Here is a 19,908-nt window from a genome sequence, read left to right on the forward strand (position 1 = left end):
GACTGATTCACTCAAACCTCAAAATCCATCTCTTCATCATTTTCCAGCGGCACAATCTGCACTTTCTGCACGCGATGGCTTTCCACCTGTAACGTTCGCAGCAGAAAATCGCCGACCTGCACGGCTTCTCCGGTTACCGGAATATGCTGCAAGGCTTCCATTAATAACCCGGCAATGGTGTGGTAGTTGCGCTTTTCATCAAGCGGCAGCGGCACATACTGGACGAGATCATCGAGCGGCATATGCCCGTTCGCGGTCCACGTTCCGTCCGGATTTTTTTGGATGTCATGCCGGGCATCTATCTCTTCCACTTCATTCGGCAAATTACCGGCGATGGTTTCCATCACGTCACTTAATGTCACCACGCCTTCTACTGAGCCAAACTCATCCACTACAAATGCAAAGTGCGTTCTGGCATTGCGGAATTGTTCCAGAGCCGCAAGCAGAGGCAGCGTTTCCGGGAAAATCAGCGGCTGGCGAATCAGCACGTTAAGATTAAGCGCTTCGCCTTTAAGCGATTGCTGGAGCAAATCAATAACGTGTACCACGCCTAAAATCTCATCCCCATCGCCGGTAATGACGACGCGGGTATGCTGGTTTTTATCCAGCAGGGTTCGGATTTGCTCTTCCGGGTCGCTAAGCCTGATGTGTTCAACGTCATGGCGGGAGGTCATGATGCTGCTGACCGATCGTTGATTCAGGTTGAGCACGCGTTCAATCATCAGCCGCTCTTGCGGGTCAAAAATCTCATCCTGATGAGAATGGTCGGCAATTAACGATGCGGTCTGCGCGTCCAGTTCGGCCTCTTCCTTTTTGCCATTTAACAGGCGCAGCACGGCTTCGGCAGTGCGCTGGCGTAAAGACTGATCCGCAGATAAAAAGCGGCGGCGGTTAAAGATAGCGAGCTGGTTCAGGCTCTCAATCATCACCGAGAAGCCGATAGCGGCATACAAATAGCCTTTCGGAATATGGTAGCCAAAGCCATCTGCGACGAGGCTGAAGCCAATCATCAGCAGGAAGCTGAGGCAAAGAATGACGATGGTTGGGTGGTTGTTCACAAACCGGGTCAGGGCTTTGCTGGCAAGTAGCATCAGGCAAATCGCGATGATCACCGCCGCCATCATGACCGGCAAATGGTCAACCATGCCCACCGCAGTAATTACGGAATCGAGAGAAAAGACCGCATCCAGAATGACGATTTGCGTCACCACCGGCCAAAAGCGCGCGCCACGCCGCTGGGTTCGCGTTTCGCTATCTTTGCCTTCAAGCCGCTCATTTAACTCAACGGTGGCTTTGAATAACAGGAAAAGCCCGCCGAAGAGCATGATGAGATCCCTGGCGCTAAACGAAAGATCGCTAATATGAAAGAGGGGGCGCGTAAGCGTCACCAGCCAGGAAATAGAGGCCAGCAATAAGAGACGCATCAGCATGGCAAGAATAAGCCCGGTAACGCGCGCCCGGTCACGTTGCGCCGGGGGAAGTTTTTCGGCAAGTATCGCGATAAACACCAGATTATCGATACCGAGGACCAGCTCAATAACCACCAGTGTTATCAGGCCTGCCCAGATTGATGGGTCGGCAATCCATTCCATATCGCTTACGGCACCTTTTACGAGATGACAAATGTCACAATGAAAGAATGGATAACCCCGCGCAAAATTGCAATGTCATGGGCAGGACAAATCTAATACCGCTTAATTCCTCCTAATAACTAAGGTAAACCGTTATTCATTTTTGGGAAATAATAAGGAATTGGTTTTTCTTATAATGAAATTCACATGAGATATATCTGCATATTAACGTGTGACGTATCACTTATTAATTTTCTGTCAATATAAAGAAATTCCTAAACGCATGTAAATGAGTGGTTAATATTATTCTTAAAAGTCCGGGTATCGTTCTATGGTGCCTTGCCTGATATAGGGTTAACTGCAACAATCGATATCGGTGTCTGATAGTAGATTTAATTTTTTATTTTCTCTGAAGGCGGAATATTTAACCTGGCTGCGTGGTAATTATTTCCTAAGAATATTCTTTGGATTTAATCCCCGCATGGATTACCCCTTACAAATCGTCTTTTTTCAGTAGGTTGGTGACTGTAAGCCAGGGGCGGTAGCATGCTCAAAGGCCAGAGAATAAGCCTCAATTATTCTGTCAATAGGATGTCGGGAAATAAGCGTTTTTTAGGATTGATGCCAGTTACACCCAAAATAATTCGAGTTGTAGGAAAGCCAACGCACATGCAACGTGAAGTATGACGGGGATACATCAAACGGCACGCGAGTTTAAATTCATATCTCATTCGTAAACCTAACGAGTCTCTTATTTTATTCGCTCAGGATAATTACTCTGCCATAGTGATAAATACTCAATGATAAAATACAAACTTAAATTGATGCCTTTATTGGTGTCGGTAACCCTGATGAGCGGTTGCACAGTACTCCCCGGGAGCAATATGTCTACCATGGGAAAAGATGTTATCAAGCAGCAGGATTCAGACTTCAATCTGGATCGCATGGTGAATGTGTATCCGTTAACGCCGCGCCTGGTTGAACAATTACGCGTGCGCCCAGCCGTCGCCCAGCCCAATATGTCCCTCGACCAGGAGATTTCGGCTTACCAATATCGTGTGGGGCCAGGGGACGTATTGAACGTCACGGTCTGGGACCACCCTGAACTGACAACGCCTGCAGGTCAGTACCGTAGCTCAAGCGATGCCGGTAACTGGGTACAGTCGGATGGCACCATGTTCTATCCGTATGTCGGTAAAGTGAAAGTCGCGGGTAAAACCCTGTCTGAAATCCGCAGTGATATTACTAGCCGTCTTGCGACGTACATCGCAGACCCGCAGGTGGACGTTAATATCGCTGGTTTCCGCTCACAAAAAGCCTACGTTTCAGGGCAGGTGAATAAGTCTGGTCAACAGCCGATTACCAACGTCCCGCTCACCATCCTTGATGCGATTAACGCCGCGGGCGGCCTCACCGATGCCGCTGACTGGCGCAACGTTGTGCTGACGCATAACGGCCAGGAAAAGCGTATTTCCCTGCAGGCGCTGATGCAAAACGGCGACCTGAGCCAGAACCATCTGCTTTACCCCGGCGACATCCTGTTTGTTCCGCGTAATGACGATTTGAAAGTGTTCGTGATGGGCGAAGTGAAAAAACAGACGACCCTCAAAATGGACTTCAGCGGCATGACGCTGACCGAAGCGCTTGGCCAGGCCGAAGGTCTGGATATGACCGCCTCGAACGCCAGCGGGATCTTCGTCATTCGCCCAATCAAAGAGAAGCAGGGCGGCAAAATTGCCAACATTTATCAGCTTGATATGTCGGATGCGACCTCGCTGGTGATGGGCACTGAGTTCCAGTTGCAGCCTTACGATGTGGTCTATGTGACGACCGCCCCGGTCACCCGTTGGAATCGCTTGATCAACCAACTGCTGCCAACCATCAGTGGCGTTCGTTATATGACGGATACCGCCAAAGATATCCATACCTGGTAACACGCTATGTTCAACAAAATTTTGGTTGTCTGTGTCGGAAATATTTGTCGTTCACCTACCGCTGAGCGGCTGCTGAAAAGTTATCACCCGGCGCTTACCGTGACCTCTGCGGGGCTCGGGGCGCTGGTGGGCAAGGCGGCTGATGAGGCTGCTATGCGCGTGGCGCAACAGCATAACCTCTCGCTTGAGGGCCACTGCGCAAAACAGGTCTCCGGCAAAATGTGCCGTGAATACGATCTGATTCTTGCCATGGAAAAACGCCATATCTCCGCACTGTGCGAGATGGCTCCAGAGATGCGCGGCAAAGTGATGCTGTTTGGTCACTGGGATGCGGAGCGAGAAATCCCCGATCCCTATCGCAAAAGCCATGACGCTTTTGAAGCGGTTTACAGCCTTCTGGATCTCAGCGCCCAAAAATGGGCCCACGCACTCAACGCTCATCAGGGATAACAATGACAGAGAAATCACGCCGTTCGAGCGCCCCGACTGAGGGCAATGACGAAATTGATATTGGCCGGTTGTTTGGTACGGTTCTGGAAGCCCGCTGGTGGGTTTTGGGGATCACCGCCATCTTTGCCGTCCTGGCAACAATCTATGCCCTGTTTGCCACACCGATTTATAAAGCCGATGCGCTGGTGCAGATCGAACAAAACGCCGGTAACTCTCTGGTGAACGACATTAGTTCCGCGCTCTCCAACAAACCGCCTGCGTCCGCTGCCGAAATGCAGTTGATTCAGTCGCGCCTGGTGTTGGGCAAAACCGTTGACGATCTCAATCTTGATATCGCGGTTGAGAAAAACAGCTTCTGGCTGCTCGGTGCGGGCTGGGATCGCCTGCAAGGGCGTCAAAATAATACCGTCGTGGTGGATAGTTTTAATCTGCCCGCCGGTCAGGCCAAAAATGTCTTTACGGTAGAAGTGGTTAGCCCGACACAATATTTGCTGACCAGCGATAACGGCTTTAGCGCCAAAGGGCAGGTGGGGAAAACGCTGAATCAGGGTGGCATCACCATGAATATCAGCGCCATCAAAGCCGATGCTGGCGATACCTTTACCGTAACCAAATACTCCACGCTTGGCATGATAAACCAGCTTCAGGGCAACCTGACGGTGGCAGAAAATGGTAAAGATACCGGCGTATTGAGCCTCTCTTACACCGGTGAAGACAAAGATAAAATTCGCGCGATTCTCGACAGCATCACGCAGAATTACCTTGAGCAGAACGTTCAGCGTAAATCCGAAGAAGCGGCGAAAAGCCTTAAATTCCTGGCCGAACAATTGCCGGATGTGCGCTCTCGCCTTGATGCTGCGGAAAACAAACTGAATGCTTATCGCCAGCAGCAGGATTCGGTTGACCTCTCTTTAGAGGCGAAATCCGTTCTCGACACCATGGTCAATATCGACTCGCAGCTCAACGAGCTAACCTTCAAAGAGGCTGAAATCTCCAAGCTGTATACCAAAGTCCACCCGGCTTATCGCACGCTTCTGGAAAAACGTCACACCCTCGAAGAAGAGAAAGCGCGTTTGAACGGGCGTGTCACGGCGATGCCAAAAACGCAGCAGGAAATTGTGCGTTTAACGCGTGACGTGGAGTCAGGTCAGCAGGTTTATATGCAGCTGTTAAATAAACAGCAAGAGCTGAAAATCACCGAGGCCAGCACCGTTGGCGATGTGCGCATTGTGGATGCGGCGATTGCTCAGCCGGGCGTAGTGAAACCGCAGCGGGCGTTGATTATTCTTGGCAGCATTATTCTCGGCCTGATGTTATCCATCATGGGCGTGCTGTTGCGTTCCCTGTTTAATCGCGGCATCGAAAGCCCGGCGGTCCTTGAAGAAGCGGGAATCGGGGTTTACGCCAGTATTCCGCTTTCGGAATGGCAGAAATCCCGCGATAACGCCACGGTGCGCAACGTTAAAGGGGCGAAGCGCAACAAGCAGAGCCAACTGCTGGCGGTGGGCAACCCAACGGATCTCGCCATCGAATCGATTCGCAGCCTGCGTACCAGCCTCCACTTCGCCATGATGCAGGCGACGAATAACGTTCTGATGCTCACCGGGGTAAGCCCGTCCATCGGTAAAACCTTCGTTTGTGCCAACCTTGCAGCGGTTATCAGCCAGACCAATAAACGCGTACTGCTGATCGACTGCGATATGCGTAAAGGCTATACCCACGAACTGCTGGGCACCACCAACACCAACGGTCTTGCGGAAGTGTTAACCGGGCAGGCGGAAATAAGCCGCTGTGCACAAAAAACCTCCGTACCTAATTTTGACCTTGTACCGCGCGGCGTTGTGCCCTCAAACCCTTCTGAATTGTTGATGAGCGAGCGCTTTGCCGAGCTTATCGCCTGGGCAAGCAAGAATTACGACCTGGTGTTAATTGATACCCCGCCAATTCTCGCCGTCACCGACGCCGCCGTTGTCGGCCGCCATGCGGGCACCACGCTGATGGTTGCGCGTTATGCGGTTAATACGCTTAAAGAAGTTGAAACCAGCCTCAGCCGCTTTGAGCAAAACGGCATCACCGTGCGCGGCGTCATTCTCAACTCAATCTTCCGCCGGGCGGCAGGTTATGAGGATTACGGGTATTACGAGTACGAATATAAATCTGACGCTAAATAGCCGACGGGAACGTAATGCCTTTACCCCCTCCCAACCTCCCCCTTGCCAGGGGGAGGGGCTAACAGGATGTAGATAACGGCTCCCTCCCCTGGAAAGGGGAGGGTTGGGGTGGGGTCCACGGTTTGCGCCTTCTCCCTCAAGGTGAAGGCTGGGATCAGGGGATTTTATATTGTCATCAATAAAATTTTGGGGAGTGTTATGAATACCACTGCATCGCGCCCACTTATTTCTATTTATATGCCGACATGGAATCGTCAACAGTTGGCTATTCGCGCCATTAAATCGGTGCTGCGCCAGGATTATGAACATTGGGAACTGCTTATCGTTGACGACTGCTCTTCTTCTTATGAACAGCTCCAGAGTTTTATTCACGAGCTTGGCGATGAGCGCGTGCGCTATACCCGCAACGATTTTAACTCCGGCGCGTGCTCGGTGCGCAACCAGGCGATCAGCCAGGCCGCGGGTGAACTGATTACAGGTATTGATGACGATGATGAATGGACGCCCAATCGCCTGTCGATATTTCTCGAGCACAAGCCCCAACTCGTGACGCACGCCTTTTTGTACGCCAATGACTACGTTTGTGAAGGGCAGGTCTATTCCCAACCCGCGAGTTTGCCGCTGTATCCGAAATCGCCATTCTCTTTAAAGCTGTTTTATAAGCGCAATATTATTGGTAATCAGGTGTTTACCCGTGCCGATCGCTTTAAAGCCTGCCTGTTCGACACTACCCTTGCGGCAGCTCAGGATTACGATATTTTCCTGCGCATGGTGGTGGAGTACGGTCAGCCGTGGAAAGTGGAAGATGCCACGCAAATTTTGCACATCAATCACGGGGAAATGCAGATAACCAAATCCCCGAAAAAGTTTGCCGGTTACTTCCATTTCTATCAAAAGCACAAAGATAAATTCGACCGCGCCAGTAAGAAATACCAGCTCTTTACTCTCTACCAAATCCGCAATAAGCGTATGTCTTTACGCACGTTATTAGCGTTGCTGAGCGTGCGTAATACCAAACGTCTTGCCGATGGTTTATGGGGGAAATAAAGGTGCTTGAAGACCTACGCGCAAACTCCTGGAGCCTTCGCCCTTGCTGCATGGTAATGGCCTACCGTATCGCCCATTTTTGTTCGGTTTGGCGCAAGAAAAGCGTCATCAACAACCTGTGGGCCGCCCCGATAATCCTGCTTTATCGCTTTGTGACCGAGTGCCTGTTTGGCTATGAAATTCAGGCGGGAGCCACCATCGGACGGCGTTTTACCATTCACCACGGTTATGCCGTCGTCATCAATAAATTCGTTATCGCCGGAGATGATTTCACTATTCGCCACGGCGTCACCATCGGCAACCGTCGCGAAAGTCACGATTGCCCGGTCATTGGCAACGGCGTTGAGCTGGGCGCCAATGTGGTGATGATTGGTGGCATCACGGTGGGGAATAACGTCGTCGTCGGTGCGGGAAGCGTGGTGCTGGATAACGTGCCAGACAATGCGCTGGTGGTGGGTCAGAAGGCGCAGATAAAGGTTTTAAAATGAATATTATGCAATTTAACGTACGCCTCGCAGAAGGCGGGGCGGCAGGTGTGGCGCTGGATCTCCACCAGCGGGCACGTGCGGCAGGCTTTAGTTCACGATTTATCTACGGGTACGGCAAAGGCGGGAAGAAAAGCGCCAGCCACGATAAATTCCAGGGCGTTGAAAAACACACCCCGCGCCTGACCTCTATCGCCAACATCATTCTGTTCCGCTTTTTCAATCGTGACCCGTTCGGCAACCTGAACAATCTCTATCGCAAAGTCACTCGCGCAAGCGGCCCGGTGGTTCTGCATTTCCATGTGGTACACAGCTACTGGCTGAATCTTGAAGAGATGGTGAGCTTTTGCCAGCGCGTGAAAGCGCATAAACCGGATGTGACGTTTGTCTGGACGCTGCACGACCACTGGAGCATTACCGGCCGCTGCGCATTTCTTGACGGCTGCGACGGCTGGAAAACCGGCTGCCAAAAATGCCCGACGTTAGATAACTACCCGCCGGTAAAACGCGACCGCGCCCATCTTCTGGTGGATACCAAGCGCCAGTTATTCCGCGAAATGCTGGCGCTGGGCTGCCAGTTTGTCTCGCCGAGTCAGCATGTGGCTGATGCGTTCAACCGTATCTACGGGGCAGGGCGCTGCAAAATTATCAACAACGGCATTGATGTGGCGACCGAAGCGATTCTCACTGAATTGCCGCTGAACCGCGCTGCGGGCGCTAAGCCAAAAGTGGCGGTGGTGGCACACGATTTACGTTATGACGGTAAAACCAACCAGCGGCTCGTGCAGGGGATTATGGCGCTTGGGGATGCAATAGAGCTGCATACCTTTGGTAAATTCTCACCGTTTAACGGCCCAAACGTGGTGAATCACGGCTACATGACCGATAAAAAAGCGTTAATGAGCCAGCTCAATGAAATGGACTCGCTGGTGTTTAGCTCCCAGGTCGACAACTACCCACTGATTTTGTGCGAAGCGCTATCCATTGGCGTGCCGGTTATCGCTACGCAAAGTGAGGCCGCAGACGAAGTGTTACGCAAAGTCGGGGGCAAAACGTTTAATGATGAACAGGTGCTCTCGTTAATAAAAATGCCAAAAGAAGCGTTGGCGCAACAGGTGTTTGGCCAGGATTTGCAGGCTTTTAAAACGGCAAGCCGCCAGGCGTTCAGTGGACAACAGATGCTGGAGGAGTATGTCTCGTTCTATCAAAATCTGTAGTTATCTGCTGCTACCGTTCATCTATCTGGTCGTCAACGTCAAGTTGGCGTCACTGGGGGAAAGTTTCCCGATAACGATAGTCACCTTCTTGCCCGCGCTTCTTTTTTTGTACATCGAACGTATTAGCGTCAAAAAATTGATGATTGCGTTAGGCATTGGGGGAGGGCTAACGGCATTTAACTATATCTTTGGCCAATCGCTGGATGCCAGTAAATATGTTACCTCGACATTGTTGTTTGTTTATATTGTGCTGATTCTGGCAATGACCTGGAGTTGCCGCTTCAAAACTATTTCACAACACAATCACCGAAAAATACTGAGGTTATTTTATGGCGTGGTGGGCATTATTGTGCTGCTGGCCGCCGCAGAGATGGCGCAGATTATTCTTACCGGTGGAAGCAGCCTGATTGAGAAAATTTCGAAGTTTCTTATTTACAGTAATAGCTATGTACTGAACTTTATTAGCTTTGGCGGGAAGCGAACGACGGCACTCTATTTTGAACCGGCGTTCTTCGCTCTGGCATTAATCTCAATTTGGCTCAGCATCAAACAGTTCGGTATCAAAACACCAAAAACTGATGGTATGATTCTTTTCGGGATAGTACTTTCAGGTTCGTTTTCAGGGGTAATGACATTTATCCTGTTTTATCTGCTTGAGTGGGCATTTCAGTACCTTAATAAAAGTGCCATCAAGAAGAAGTTACCGCTGGCAATTATTTCTCTTTCCGTATTTTTAGTGGGGTTAATATTTGCATTTCCCTATATCGCGACGCGTTTGGGCGATTTAGGCACCGAAGGGTCATCATCGTATTATCGAATTATTGGCCCGTTGGCGATGGTCGGATATTCATTGAGCAATATTGATGGAGTAGTGCGTTTCGGATCTTTATATGAATATGTCGCATCATTCGGAATCTTTAACGGTGCGGATGTCGGTAAAACAGTAGACAATGGTTTGTATCTGTTAATTATCTATTTTTCATGGTTCGCCGTATTACTGACCATTTGTTATATGTGGAAAGTCTTTAAAATGATGCGCACGGCATTTGGTAATAACGAAAATTATCGCGTGCAGTTATGGCTTTTCACACCGGTGTCGTTATTTTTTACCGGCTCAATTTTTAGCCCTGAATATGCGTTCTTGATTGTGTGCCCGTTTATTTTACGAAAAGCACTCAAGATTTCCAGCTCCTGATTAACGAGACCATAATCATGTTATTAAGTGTCATCACTGTTGCCTTTAAAAATCTCGCTGGGATAGAAAAAACCTGGCAGTCGCTGGCCCACCTGGCGAAGGCGCAAGGCATTAAATTTGAATGGATTGTGGTAGACGGCGGCTCAAATGACGGCACGGCGGAATTCCTTGAAAATCTTCACGGGCAATATGGGTTACATTTTGTCAGTGAGAAAGACAGCGGCATTTATGATGCGATGAACAAAGGCATTGATATGTGCTGTGGTCGCTATGCTTTGTTCCTGAATTCCGGCGATGTTTTTCATCATGATATTGCTAATGTGGTACAGCAGCTTGCCGCGCTGCCGCTAACCGATAATGCAATGGTTATCGGCGACGCATTATTAGATTTTGGCGACGGCACAAAATTAGAGCGCCGTGCAAAACAGGGCTGGTATATTTACCACAGCCTGCCCGCAAGCCATCAGGCGATATTTTTCCCTCGCGATGGATTGCTGAAATACCCTTACGATCTGCAATATAAAGTCTCCTCTGATTATGCATTAGCCGCAAAAATGTATAAAAACGGTTATGCATTTAAACGCATCAAAGGACTCGTCTCAGAATTTTCAATGGGTGGTGTGTCCACGTCAAATAATATTGAGTTATGCCGTGATGCAAAAAACGTGCAGCGCAAAATATTAGGCGTGCCGGGTTTTATTGCCGAGCTCTCATACAGGCTTCGCTTACGCACCACCGGTAAAGCAAAGGCGCTCTACAACAAAGTTTAAAGCCTGTAGGTCGGATAAGCGTAAGCACCATCCGACGAAAATAAGGAAATAGTATGCAAGACCTAAGCGGCTTCACTGTGCCGAGGGGCTTTCGCGGCGCAAACGGAATAAAAGTGCAATTATGGTGGGCCGTACAAGCCACATTATTTGCCTGGTCTCCACAAATATTTTATCGCTGGCGTGCATTTTTATTACGGTTATTTGGCGCACGAATTGGCAAGGGCGTGGTGATTCGTCCGTCGGTGAAAATTACTTATCCATGGAAATTAACCCTGGGCGATTATGCCTGGGTAGGCGATGACGCGGTGTTATATACGTTGGGCGATATTACCATCGGCGCAAATTCCGTGGTGTCACAAAAGTGTTATTTGTGTACCGGCAGCCACGATTATATGAGTCAGCATTTTGATATTACCGCGGCCCCGATTGTTATTGGTGAGAAATGCTGGTTAGCCACAGATGTATTTGTTTCACCCGGCGTGACCATTGGCAATAACACCGTGGTTGGGGCCCGCAGCAGTGTTTATAAATCATTACCGGCGAAGGCCGTTTGCCGGGGAAATCCGGCAGTGAAAATACGCGATCGAGTTTTGTAGCCCTGTAGGTCGGATAAGCCTGCGCCATCCGATAAATCGGTGGATGGGACTGCGTTTATCCACCTTAGGGACCTTCAAATAAGAACCTGGTTTAACAGAGGAAAATCCATTATGACTAAAGTAGCTCTCATCACCGGTGTAACCGGACAAGACGGCTCCTATCTGGCGGAACTGCTGCTGGAAAAAGGGTATGAAGTTCACGGCATTAAACGTCGTGCCTCTTCTTTCAACACTGAACGTGTCGACCATATTTACCAGGATCCGCACTCCAGCAACCCGAAATTCCATCTGCACTACGGAGATCTTACAGACAGCTCAAACCTGACCCGTATTCTTTCCGAAGTGCAGCCGGATGAAGTCTACAACCTGGGCGCGATGAGCCACGTTGCCGTCTCTTTTGAGTCTCCGGAATACACCGCCGATGTAGATGCGATGGGGACGTTGCGTCTGCTGGAAGCCATTCGCTTCCTGGGCCTTGAGAAGAAAACCCGTTTCTACCAGGCCTCCACCTCTGAGCTTTACGGCCTGGTGCAGGAAACGCCGCAGAAAGAAACCACGCCTTTCTACCCGCGCTCTCCGTACGCTGTCGCCAAACTTTACGCTTACTGGATAACCGTAAACTACCGCGAATCCTACGGCATGTTTGCCTGCAACGGCATTCTGTTCAACCACGAATCTCCGCGCCGCGGCGAAACCTTCGTGACCCGCAAAATCACCCGTGCGATCGCTAACATCGCTCAGGGTCTCGAGAACTGCCTGCACCTGGGCAACATGGATTCTCTGCGTGACTGGGGCCATGCCAAAGACTACGTAAAAATGCAGTGGATGATGCTGCAGCAGGAGACACCAGAAGATTTCGTGATTGCCACCGGCGTGCAGTATTCCGTCCGTCAGTTCGTCGAAATGGCCGCCGCCCAGTTGGGTATCAAACTGCGCTTTGAAGGCACGGGCGTTGACGAGAAAGGGATTGTGGTTTCCGTAACGGGCCATGACGCCCCGGGCGTGAAGCCGGGCGATGTGATTGTCTCCGTTGACCCGCGTTACTTCCGTCCTGCTGAAGTGGAAACCCTGCTGGGCGACCCAACCAAAGCGCACGAAAAACTGGGCTGGAAACCGGAGATCACCCTTAAAGAAATGGTCGGCGAAATGGTAGCGAAAGATTTGGAAGCGGCGAAAAAACACTCGTTGCTCAAGTCTCACGGCTATGAGGTTGCCATTGCGCTGGAGTCCTGAGTATGAATAAACAACGTATATTTGTAGCCGGCCATCGTGGGATGGTCGGGTCCGCCATCGTCCGCCAGCTTGAGCAACGTGCTGACCTTGAGCTAGTGCTGCGCAGCCGCGACGAGCTCAATCTGTTGGATGGCGCGGCGGTTAACGCCTTTTTTGCCGAAGAACGTATCGACCAGGTTTACCTGGCGGCGGCGAAAGTGGGCGGTATTGTCGCAAATAACACCTATCCGGCAGACTTTATCTACGAAAACATGGCCATCGAAAGCAATATTATTCACGCGGCGCATACGCATAACGTGAATAAGCTGCTGTTCCTCGGTTCATCTTGCATCTATCCGAAAATGGCGAACCAGCCCATGGCGGAGAGCGAGTTGCTGCAAGGCACGTTGGAAGCGACTAACGAGCCGTATGCGATTGCCAAAATCGCCGGGATCAAACTGTGCGAGTCCTACAACCGCCAGTACGGTCGCGATTATCGCTCGGTGATGCCAACCAATTTGTATGGCCCGAACGATAACTTCCACCCGAACAACTCGCACGTCATTCCCGCGCTGCTGCGCCGCTTCCACGAAGCGACTGAGCAAAACGCGCCGGATGTGGTGGTGTGGGGCAGCGGTACGCCAATGCGCGAATTTCTGCACGTTGACGATATGGCCGCCGCCAGCATCCATGTGATGGAGCTGGACCATGAAGTCTGGCAGGAACATACCGACCCGATGCTTTCCCACATCAATGTGGGTACCGGCGTGGACTGCACGATTCGCGAGCTGGCGCAAACCATCGCGAAGGTGACGGGCTACCGTGGACGCGTGGTGTTTGACGCCACAAAACCTGACGGCACGCCGCGCAAACTGTTGGATGTCACACGTCTGCGTCGCCTGGGCTGGTATCCGGAAATCACGCTGGAGCCGGGGCTCGCCAGCACTTATCAGTGGTTCCTCGAAAACCAGCAGCGGTTCCGGGGGTAACGATGTTTCTGAGTGCTGAAGATTTCTCAACCGTCGTCCGTTCCACACCGCTGATCTCAATCGATCTGATTGTTGAAAATCAGGCGGGAGAGTTCCTGTTAGGGCAGCGCACCCAGCGCCCGGCGCAGAAATTTTGGTTTGTGCCAGGGGGCCGGGTTCAGAAAGATGAAACGCTTGAGCGGGCTTTTGCCCGCTTAACCGAGGCTGAATTAGGCACCGCTTTCACCCTGGCTGACGGCGACTTTTATGGCGTATGGCAGCACTTCTATGACGACAACTTCTCCGGGGCGGATTTTTCCACGCACTACATCGTGCTGGGTTTTCACCTGCGCGTAGATGCCGAAAAGTTGCACTTGCCGGATGCGCAGCACAGCGCGTATCGCTGGCTGACACAGGAAGCACTGCTGTCTGCGCAGAACGTCCACGACAACAGTCGCGCTTATTTCCTCGATGAGAAACGCGCGGAGGCACCCGGCCTGTGAAAATTTTAGTGTACGGCATTAACTACTCTCCCGAACTCACAGGCATCGGCAAATACACCGGCGAAATGGTGGAATGGATGACGCGCCAGGGCCATGAGGTGCGGGTCATTACCGCTCCACCTTACTATCCGGTCTGGGAAGTGCATCCCGAATATTCATCCTGGAAATACCGCAAAGAAGTGGGGGCAGCCACGGTCTGGCGCTGCCCGCTGTATGTCCCGAAACAGCCGTCAACGTTAAAGCGCCTGATCCATTTGGGGAGCTTTGCGCTGAGTTCGTTCTTCCCGTTGCTGGCGCAGCGCCGCTGGAAGCCGGATCGCATTATCGGCGTAGTGCCAACGCTATTTTGTGTGCCGGGTATGCGCCTGCTCGCAAAACTGAGCGGGGCGCGCACGCTTTTGCATATTCAGGACTACGAAGTGGACGCCATGCTTGGCCTGGGCATGGCAGGCAAAAAGCAGGGCAAAGTGGCCCGTCTGGCGACTCGTTTTGAACAAAGCGGCCTGCATAACGTCGATAACGTTTCGACTATTTCCCGTTCGATGATGAACAAAGCGGCTGAAAAGGGTGTGGATCCGAAGAAAGTGATCTTCTTCCCTAACTGGTCTGAAGTGGAGCGTTTTCGCGGTATTCCCGAAAGCGAGATCCAGGCGGTACGTGCCAGCCTGCAATTGCCTGAAGATAAAAAAATCATCCTCTATTCCGGCAATATCGGTGAAAAACAGGGGCTGGAAACGGTGATTGACGTTGCGGCGCGTTTTGCGAACCAGCCCTGGTTATTTGTGATTGTCGGGCAGGGCGGGGGCACCGCGCGTCTGAAAAAACTGGCGCAGGAGAAGGGATTGCAAAACGTGGTGTTCCACCCGTTACAGCCTTACAACGCGCTGCCAGCCCTGCTGAGCCTTGCGGATTGCCATCTGGTGATTCAGCGCCGTGGCGCAGCAGACGCCGTGCTGCCATCAAAACTGACCAATATTCTTGCCGTGGGCGGCAATGCGGTGATTACCGCAGAACCGGATACCGAACTCGGCCAACTTTGCGAGGTGTATTCCGGGATTGCCGTGTGTGTTGAGCCTGAATCGGTTGACGCGTTAGCTGAGGGAATCGAGCGCTGCCTGCAATTGCCGGAACACAACACGGTGGCACGTGACTACGCCGAGCGCACACTAGAGAAGAATAGTGTGTTGAATCAATTTATTGCCGCTATATCTTCATAACATGTCGGGGTTAAAAATGAGCCAACTCTATCCAGTCATCATGGCAGGAGGAAACGGCAGCCGCTTATGGCCGTTGTCCCGCGTACTTTATCCAAAACAGTTCCTGTGCCTGAAAGGGGAACTGACGATGTTGCAGGCCACCATTAGCCGTTTAAACGGCGTGGAGTGCGAGAGCCCAGTGGTGATTTGTAACGAAGAGCACCGTTTTATCGTGGCTGAACAGTTACGCGAGCTGAACAAACTGACGGAAAATATCGTGCTGGAGCCCGCCGGGCGCAACACGGCCCCTGCCATCGCGCTTGCAGCTCTGGCGGCGATCCGTAATCAACCTGAAAAAGATCCGCTAATGCTGATTCTGGCAGCGGATCATGTGATTCAGAACGAAGAGGCATTTCGTGAGGCGGTGCGTAACGCTCTCCCGTATGCCGAAGCGGGCAAACTGGTCACTTTCGGTATCGTGCCTGATTTACCGGAAACCGGTTATGGCTATATTCGCCGCGGCGAAGTGGCTAACCCGAACACGCCTGGTGTTGATGCTATCGCGTTCGGCGTGGCGCAGTTCGTTGAAAAACCCGATCTGAACACCGCCCAGGCGTATGTTGCCAGCGGGGAGTATTACTGGAACAGCGGCATGTTCCTGTTCCGCGCCGGGCGCTACCTCGAAGAGCTGAAAAAATTCCGCCCGGATATTCTCACCGCCTGTGAAAAAGCGATGGCGAATATCGACCCGGATCTCGATTTTGTGCGCGTGGATGAAGCGGCGTTTCTGGCCTGCCCGGATGAATCTATCGACTACGCGGTAATGGAAAAGACCGCTGATGCGGTAGTGGTGCCGATGGATGCGGGCTGGAGCGATGTCGGCTCGTGGTCTTCGCTATGGGAAATCAGTACCAAAAACTCGCAGGGCAATGTGCATCATGGTGATGTGATCAGCCACGATACCGAAAACAGCTATATCTATGCCGAATCAGGGCTTGTGACGACGGTTGGCGTGAAAGATCTGGTGGTGGTGCAGACTAAAGATGCGGTGCTGATCGCCGATCGCGATCACGTGCAAAGCGTGAAAAAAGTGGTCGAAAAAATCAAATTCGATGGCCGCCATGAACACCACAATCACCGGGAAGTGTACCGCCCGTGGGGCAAATACGACTCCATTGATTCCGGCGAACGCTACCAGGTGAAACGCATCACCGTGAAGCCGGGCGAAGGGCTCTCTTTGCAGATGCATCACCACCGTGCCGAGCACTGGATTGTGGTGGCGGGCACCGCGAAAGTGACGCTGGGCGACGAGATAAAACTGCTCGGCGAAAACGAGTCCATCTACATTCCGCTGGGCGTCACGCACTGCCTGGAAAACCCCGGAAAAATCCCGCTTGACCTGATTGAAGTGCGTTCCGGCACTTACCTCGAAGAAGACGACATTGTGCGTTTTGAGGACCGGTACGGACGCATTTAACTTTTGTCGGATGCCGCTTCGCTAATCCGATCTACACATTCTGAATATTCCACATCCCCCACAGACAACGCTGTGGGTTGGGCAACTGTTGCCTGGAGGAGACTGAAACGTGCAAAAACTGACCTGTTTTAAAGCCTACGACATCCGTGGTCGTCTGGGCGAAGAGCTGAACGAAGAGATTGCTGAGCGTATTGGCCGCGCCTACGGCGAATATCTGAAACCCAAAACTATCGTACTGGGCGGTGATGTGCGCCTGACCAGCGAGGCGCTGAAACTGGCCCTGGCGAAAGGGTTGCAGGACGCGGGCGTGGACGTGCTGGATATTGGCCTTTCCGGTACCGAAGAGATCTACTTTGCCACCTGGCATCTGAACGTGGATGGCGGCATCGAAGTGACCGCCAGCCATAACCCGATGGATTACAACGGCATGAAGCTGGTGCGCGAGGGCGCCCGCCCGATCAGCGGCGACACCGGCCTGCGCGACGTGCAGCGCCTGGCGGAAGCGAATGACTTCCCTCCGGTGGATGCAGCGAAACGCGGCAGCTATAAGCAGATTTCTGTGGTTCAGGCTTACATCGACCATCTGTTCTCGTACATCAACGTTAAAAATATCAAGCCGCTGAAGCTGGTCATTAATTCCGGCAACGGTGCGGCAGGCCCGATTGTTGACGCCATCGAAGCACGCTTTAAATCCCTGAACGTACCGCTGACGTTTATCAAAGTCCACAACCAGCCTGACGGTAACTTCCCTAACGGTATCCCGAACCCACTGCTGCCGGAGTGCCGCGATGACACCCACAATGCGGTGATTGAGCACGGCGCGGATATGGGCATTGCCTTTGACGGTGATTTCGACCGCTGCTTCCTGTTCGATGAGAAAGGGCAGTTTATCGAGGGGTATTACATCGTCGGCCTGTTGGCGGCGGCGTTCCTCGAAAAACAGCCAGGGGCGAAGATTATTCACGACCCGCGCCTGAGCTGGAACACGGTGGATATCGTTGAGCGGGCAGGCGGCACGCCGGTGATGTCTAAAACCGGGCATGCGTTTATTAAGGAGCGTATGCGCGAGGAAGATGCGATTTACGGCGGCGAGATGAGTGCCCACCACTATTTCCGTGATTTTGCCTACTGTGACAGCGGGATGATCCCGTGGCTGCTGGTGACGGAGCTGCTGTGCCTGAAAGGGAAAACCCTGGGCGAGCTGGTGTGTGACCGCATGGCGGCGTGGCCGGCGAGCGGGGAAATCAACAGCAAGCTGGCCGACCCGAAAGTCGCGATTGCCCGTGTGCAGCAGCATTTTGCCCCGCACGCCGTGGATACCGATAACACCGATGGTGTGAGCATGGCGTTTGCAGACTGGCGTTTTAACCTCAGAAGCTCAAACACCGAGCCGGTGGTACGCCTGAATGTGGAAGCGCGTGGCAATGAGCAACTGATGCAGACGCGAACGCAGGAAATTATGGAACTGTTGAATCAGTGATTCGATTGGCACTTGTCGCCCTTACGGACCCCCTCCCAACCTCCCCCTTGCCAGGGGGAGGGGCTAAAAGGCGTTAAGCTCCCACCCTTGCCAGGGGGAGGGGCTAAAAGGCGTTAAGCTCCCTCCCCTTGCCGGGGGGAGGGGCTAATGGACGTTAAGCTCCCTCCCCTGGAAAGGGGAGGGTTGGGGTGGGGTCCGTGAGAACAATAGTGAACAAAGGTAAAACGATGACAAATCTAAAAAAGCGCGTGCTGCCAAAAACGAACGCATCGTTAATCTCTATGGTGCAACGTTTTTCTGACATAACCATCATGTTTGTTGGGCTATGGGTGGTGTGCAAAGTTAACGCGATACCGTTTTTGTATATGCACTTGCTGATGGCGTTGCTTGCCCTTGTGGTCTTCCAGATGATTGGTGGAATGACCGATTTTTATCGCTCATGGCGAGGGGTGAGAATCTCCAGCGAACTCTTACTGCTGCTACAAAACTGGACGCTAAGCCTGATCTTTAGCGCAGGTCTTTTGGCGTTTAATCCTGATTTTGATGGTTCATTCTGGGTTTATCTCGCCTGGTATGTGTTGAGCAGTTTTGGCATGGTGATGTGCCGCTCAATGATTCGCATCGGTGCCGGTTGGCTGCGCAATATGGGCTACAACACCCGCCGCATCGCTATCGCGGGGTCGCTGCCGGTGGGTTATACCCTGGCGGAAAGTTTTCGCAATGAACCGTGGCTGGGCTTTGATGTCACCGGCGTGTATGACGACCATCAGCCAGAATCGCCGCACGGTGATTATGCGGGCTGTTTCGCAGATTTGGTTGAGCAGGCGCGAGCCGGGCAAATCGATAACATCTACATCGCGATGGCGATGAATGAAGAAGCGCGCATTAAATCGTTGGTACGCGAACTGACGGACACCACCTGTTCGGTCATGCTGATCCCCGATGTTTTCACCTTCAATATTCTTAACTCCCGTACCGAAGAGGTGAACGGTGTACCGGTGGTGCCGCTGTTTGATACCCCACTAAACGGCACGAATCGCGTACTGAAACGCCTCGAAGATATCGTGCTGTCCACAATGATCCTGCTGTTTATCTCCCCGGTCCTGCTGTGCATTAGCGCTGCGGTAAAACTTACTTCCCCTGGCCCGATTATCTTCCGCCAGACCCGCTACGGCATGGACGGCAAGCCTATCAAGGTCTGGAAATTCCGCTCCATGAAAGTGATGGAAAACGATGCGGTGGTGACTCAGGCAACCAAAGGCGATAAGCGCGTAACGCCGGTGGGCAATTTTTTACGCCGCACTTCGCTTGATGAGCTGCCGCAATTTATCAATGTACTGATGGGTGAGATGTCGATCGTCGGCCCGCGTCCGCACGCGGTTGCCCATAACGAGCAGTACCGCTCGCTGATTGAAGGCTACATGCTGCGCCATAAAGTGAAGCCAGGCATTACCGGCTGGGCGCAAATCAACGGCTGGCGCGGGGAAACCGATACGCTTGAGAAAATGGAAAAGCGTGTGGAGTTTGACCTGGAATACATCCGCGAATGGAGCCTGTGGTTCGACATCAAAATTGTCTTTCTGACCATTTTTAAAGGCTTTGTTAACAAAGCAGCCTATTAGATGACAAGCCTTTT

At 52.0% G+C, this 19,908-nt stretch carries 17 protein-coding genes; 16 read left to right on the plus strand and 1 reads right to left on the minus strand.

Going from position 1 to position 19,908, the window contains the following annotated elements; genetic code table 11:
* Positions 1-11: 11 nt before the first annotated feature.
* The gene (locus AB1E22_RS16865; protein ID WP_367596381.1) at positions 12-1,592 is read right to left on the minus strand and encodes a TerC family protein; all 1,581 of its coding nucleotides are present in this window, start codon (positions 1,590-1,592) and stop codon (positions 12-14) included.
* A gap of 779 nt (positions 1,593-2,371) precedes the next feature.
* Between AB1E22_RS16865 and AB1E22_RS16870 the strand changes: the two genes are divergently transcribed.
* The 16 genes from AB1E22_RS16870 to wcaJ all read left to right on the plus strand — a co-directional run bounded on the left by AB1E22_RS16870 (position 2,372) and on the right by wcaJ (position 19,894).
* A complete protein-coding gene (locus tag AB1E22_RS16870; RefSeq protein ID WP_367596382.1) occupies positions 2,372-3,505 on the plus strand; it encodes a polysaccharide export protein in 1,134 nt (377 codons plus the stop codon).
* Positions 3,506-3,511: 6 nt separating this feature from the next.
* A complete protein-coding gene (wzb, locus tag AB1E22_RS16875) occupies positions 3,512-3,955 on the plus strand; it encodes a low molecular weight protein-tyrosine-phosphatase Wzb (RefSeq protein ID WP_367596383.1) in 444 nt (147 codons plus the stop codon).
* 2 nt (positions 3,956-3,957) lie between these two features.
* Entirely contained in the window at positions 3,958-6,126 is a 2,169-nt protein-coding gene (wzc, locus tag AB1E22_RS16880; protein WP_367596384.1) for a tyrosine-protein kinase Wzc, read from the plus strand.
* Between the two features lie 198 nt (positions 6,127-6,324).
* Positions 6,325-7,173, plus strand: coding sequence for a colanic acid biosynthesis glycosyltransferase WcaA (gene wcaA, locus AB1E22_RS16885; protein ID WP_367596385.1), 849 nt, complete (start codon positions 6,325-6,327; stop codon positions 7,171-7,173).
* A gap of 2 nt (positions 7,174-7,175) precedes the next feature.
* Entirely contained in the window at positions 7,176-7,661 is a 486-nt protein-coding gene (gene wcaB / locus AB1E22_RS16890) for a colanic acid biosynthesis acetyltransferase WcaB (protein ID WP_367596386.1), read from the plus strand.
* Complete coding sequence (locus tag AB1E22_RS16895; protein ID WP_367596387.1) at positions 7,658-8,875, plus strand: glycosyltransferase; 1,218 nt, start codon at positions 7,658-7,660, stop codon at positions 8,873-8,875. Before wcaB ends, AB1E22_RS16895 begins: the two co-directional genes overlap by 4 nt.
* Positions 8,850-10,070 (plus strand): colanic acid polymerase WcaD, encoded by a 1,221-nt coding sequence (wcaD, locus tag AB1E22_RS16900; protein WP_367596388.1) that lies wholly within the window; start codon positions 8,850-8,852, stop codon positions 10,068-10,070. The genes AB1E22_RS16895 and wcaD overlap by 26 nt, the downstream gene beginning before the upstream one ends.
* Before the next feature lie 17 nt (positions 10,071-10,087).
* Entirely contained in the window at positions 10,088-10,840 is a 753-nt protein-coding gene (gene wcaE / locus AB1E22_RS16905) for a colanic acid biosynthesis glycosyltransferase WcaE (RefSeq protein WP_367596389.1), read from the plus strand.
* Positions 10,841-10,893: 53 nt separating this feature from the next.
* The gene (gene wcaF, locus AB1E22_RS16910; RefSeq protein ID WP_367596390.1) at positions 10,894-11,436 is read left to right on the plus strand and encodes a colanic acid biosynthesis acetyltransferase WcaF; all 543 of its coding nucleotides are present in this window, start codon (positions 10,894-10,896) and stop codon (positions 11,434-11,436) included.
* 111 nt (positions 11,437-11,547) lie between these two features.
* Positions 11,548-12,669 (plus strand): GDP-mannose 4,6-dehydratase, encoded by a 1,122-nt coding sequence (gmd, locus tag AB1E22_RS16915; RefSeq protein WP_367596391.1) that lies wholly within the window; start codon positions 11,548-11,550, stop codon positions 12,667-12,669.
* A gap of 2 nt (positions 12,670-12,671) precedes the next feature.
* Positions 12,672-13,637, plus strand: a complete 966-nt coding sequence (gene fcl, locus AB1E22_RS16920; RefSeq protein WP_367596392.1) for a GDP-L-fucose synthase — start codon at positions 12,672-12,674, stop codon at positions 13,635-13,637.
* Between the two features lie 2 nt (positions 13,638-13,639).
* On the plus strand, positions 13,640-14,119 hold the full coding sequence (locus AB1E22_RS16925) for a GDP-mannose mannosyl hydrolase (protein WP_367596393.1): 480 nt from the start codon (positions 13,640-13,642) through the stop codon (positions 14,117-14,119).
* A complete protein-coding gene (gene wcaI / locus AB1E22_RS16930) occupies positions 14,116-15,336 on the plus strand; it encodes a colanic acid biosynthesis fucosyltransferase WcaI (protein WP_367596394.1) in 1,221 nt (406 codons plus the stop codon). Before AB1E22_RS16925 ends, wcaI begins: the two co-directional genes overlap by 4 nt.
* A gap of 16 nt (positions 15,337-15,352) precedes the next feature.
* Entirely contained in the window at positions 15,353-16,792 is a 1,440-nt protein-coding gene (cpsB, locus tag AB1E22_RS16935) for a mannose-1-phosphate guanyltransferase (RefSeq protein ID WP_437178390.1), read from the plus strand.
* Positions 16,793-16,901: 109 nt separating this feature from the next.
* Positions 16,902-18,272, plus strand: a complete 1,371-nt coding sequence (gene cpsG, locus AB1E22_RS16940) for a phosphomannomutase CpsG (RefSeq protein WP_367596396.1) — start codon at positions 16,902-16,904, stop codon at positions 18,270-18,272.
* 227 nt (positions 18,273-18,499) lie between these two features.
* On the plus strand, positions 18,500-19,894 hold the full coding sequence (wcaJ, locus tag AB1E22_RS16945; RefSeq protein WP_367596397.1) for an undecaprenyl-phosphate glucose phosphotransferase: 1,395 nt from the start codon (positions 18,500-18,502) through the stop codon (positions 19,892-19,894).
* Positions 19,895-19,908 lie beyond the last annotated feature (14 nt).

It is taken from the genome of Buttiauxella gaviniae, assembly GCF_040786275.1.
GTDB lineage: Bacteria > Pseudomonadota > Gammaproteobacteria > Enterobacterales > Enterobacteriaceae > Buttiauxella > Buttiauxella gaviniae_A.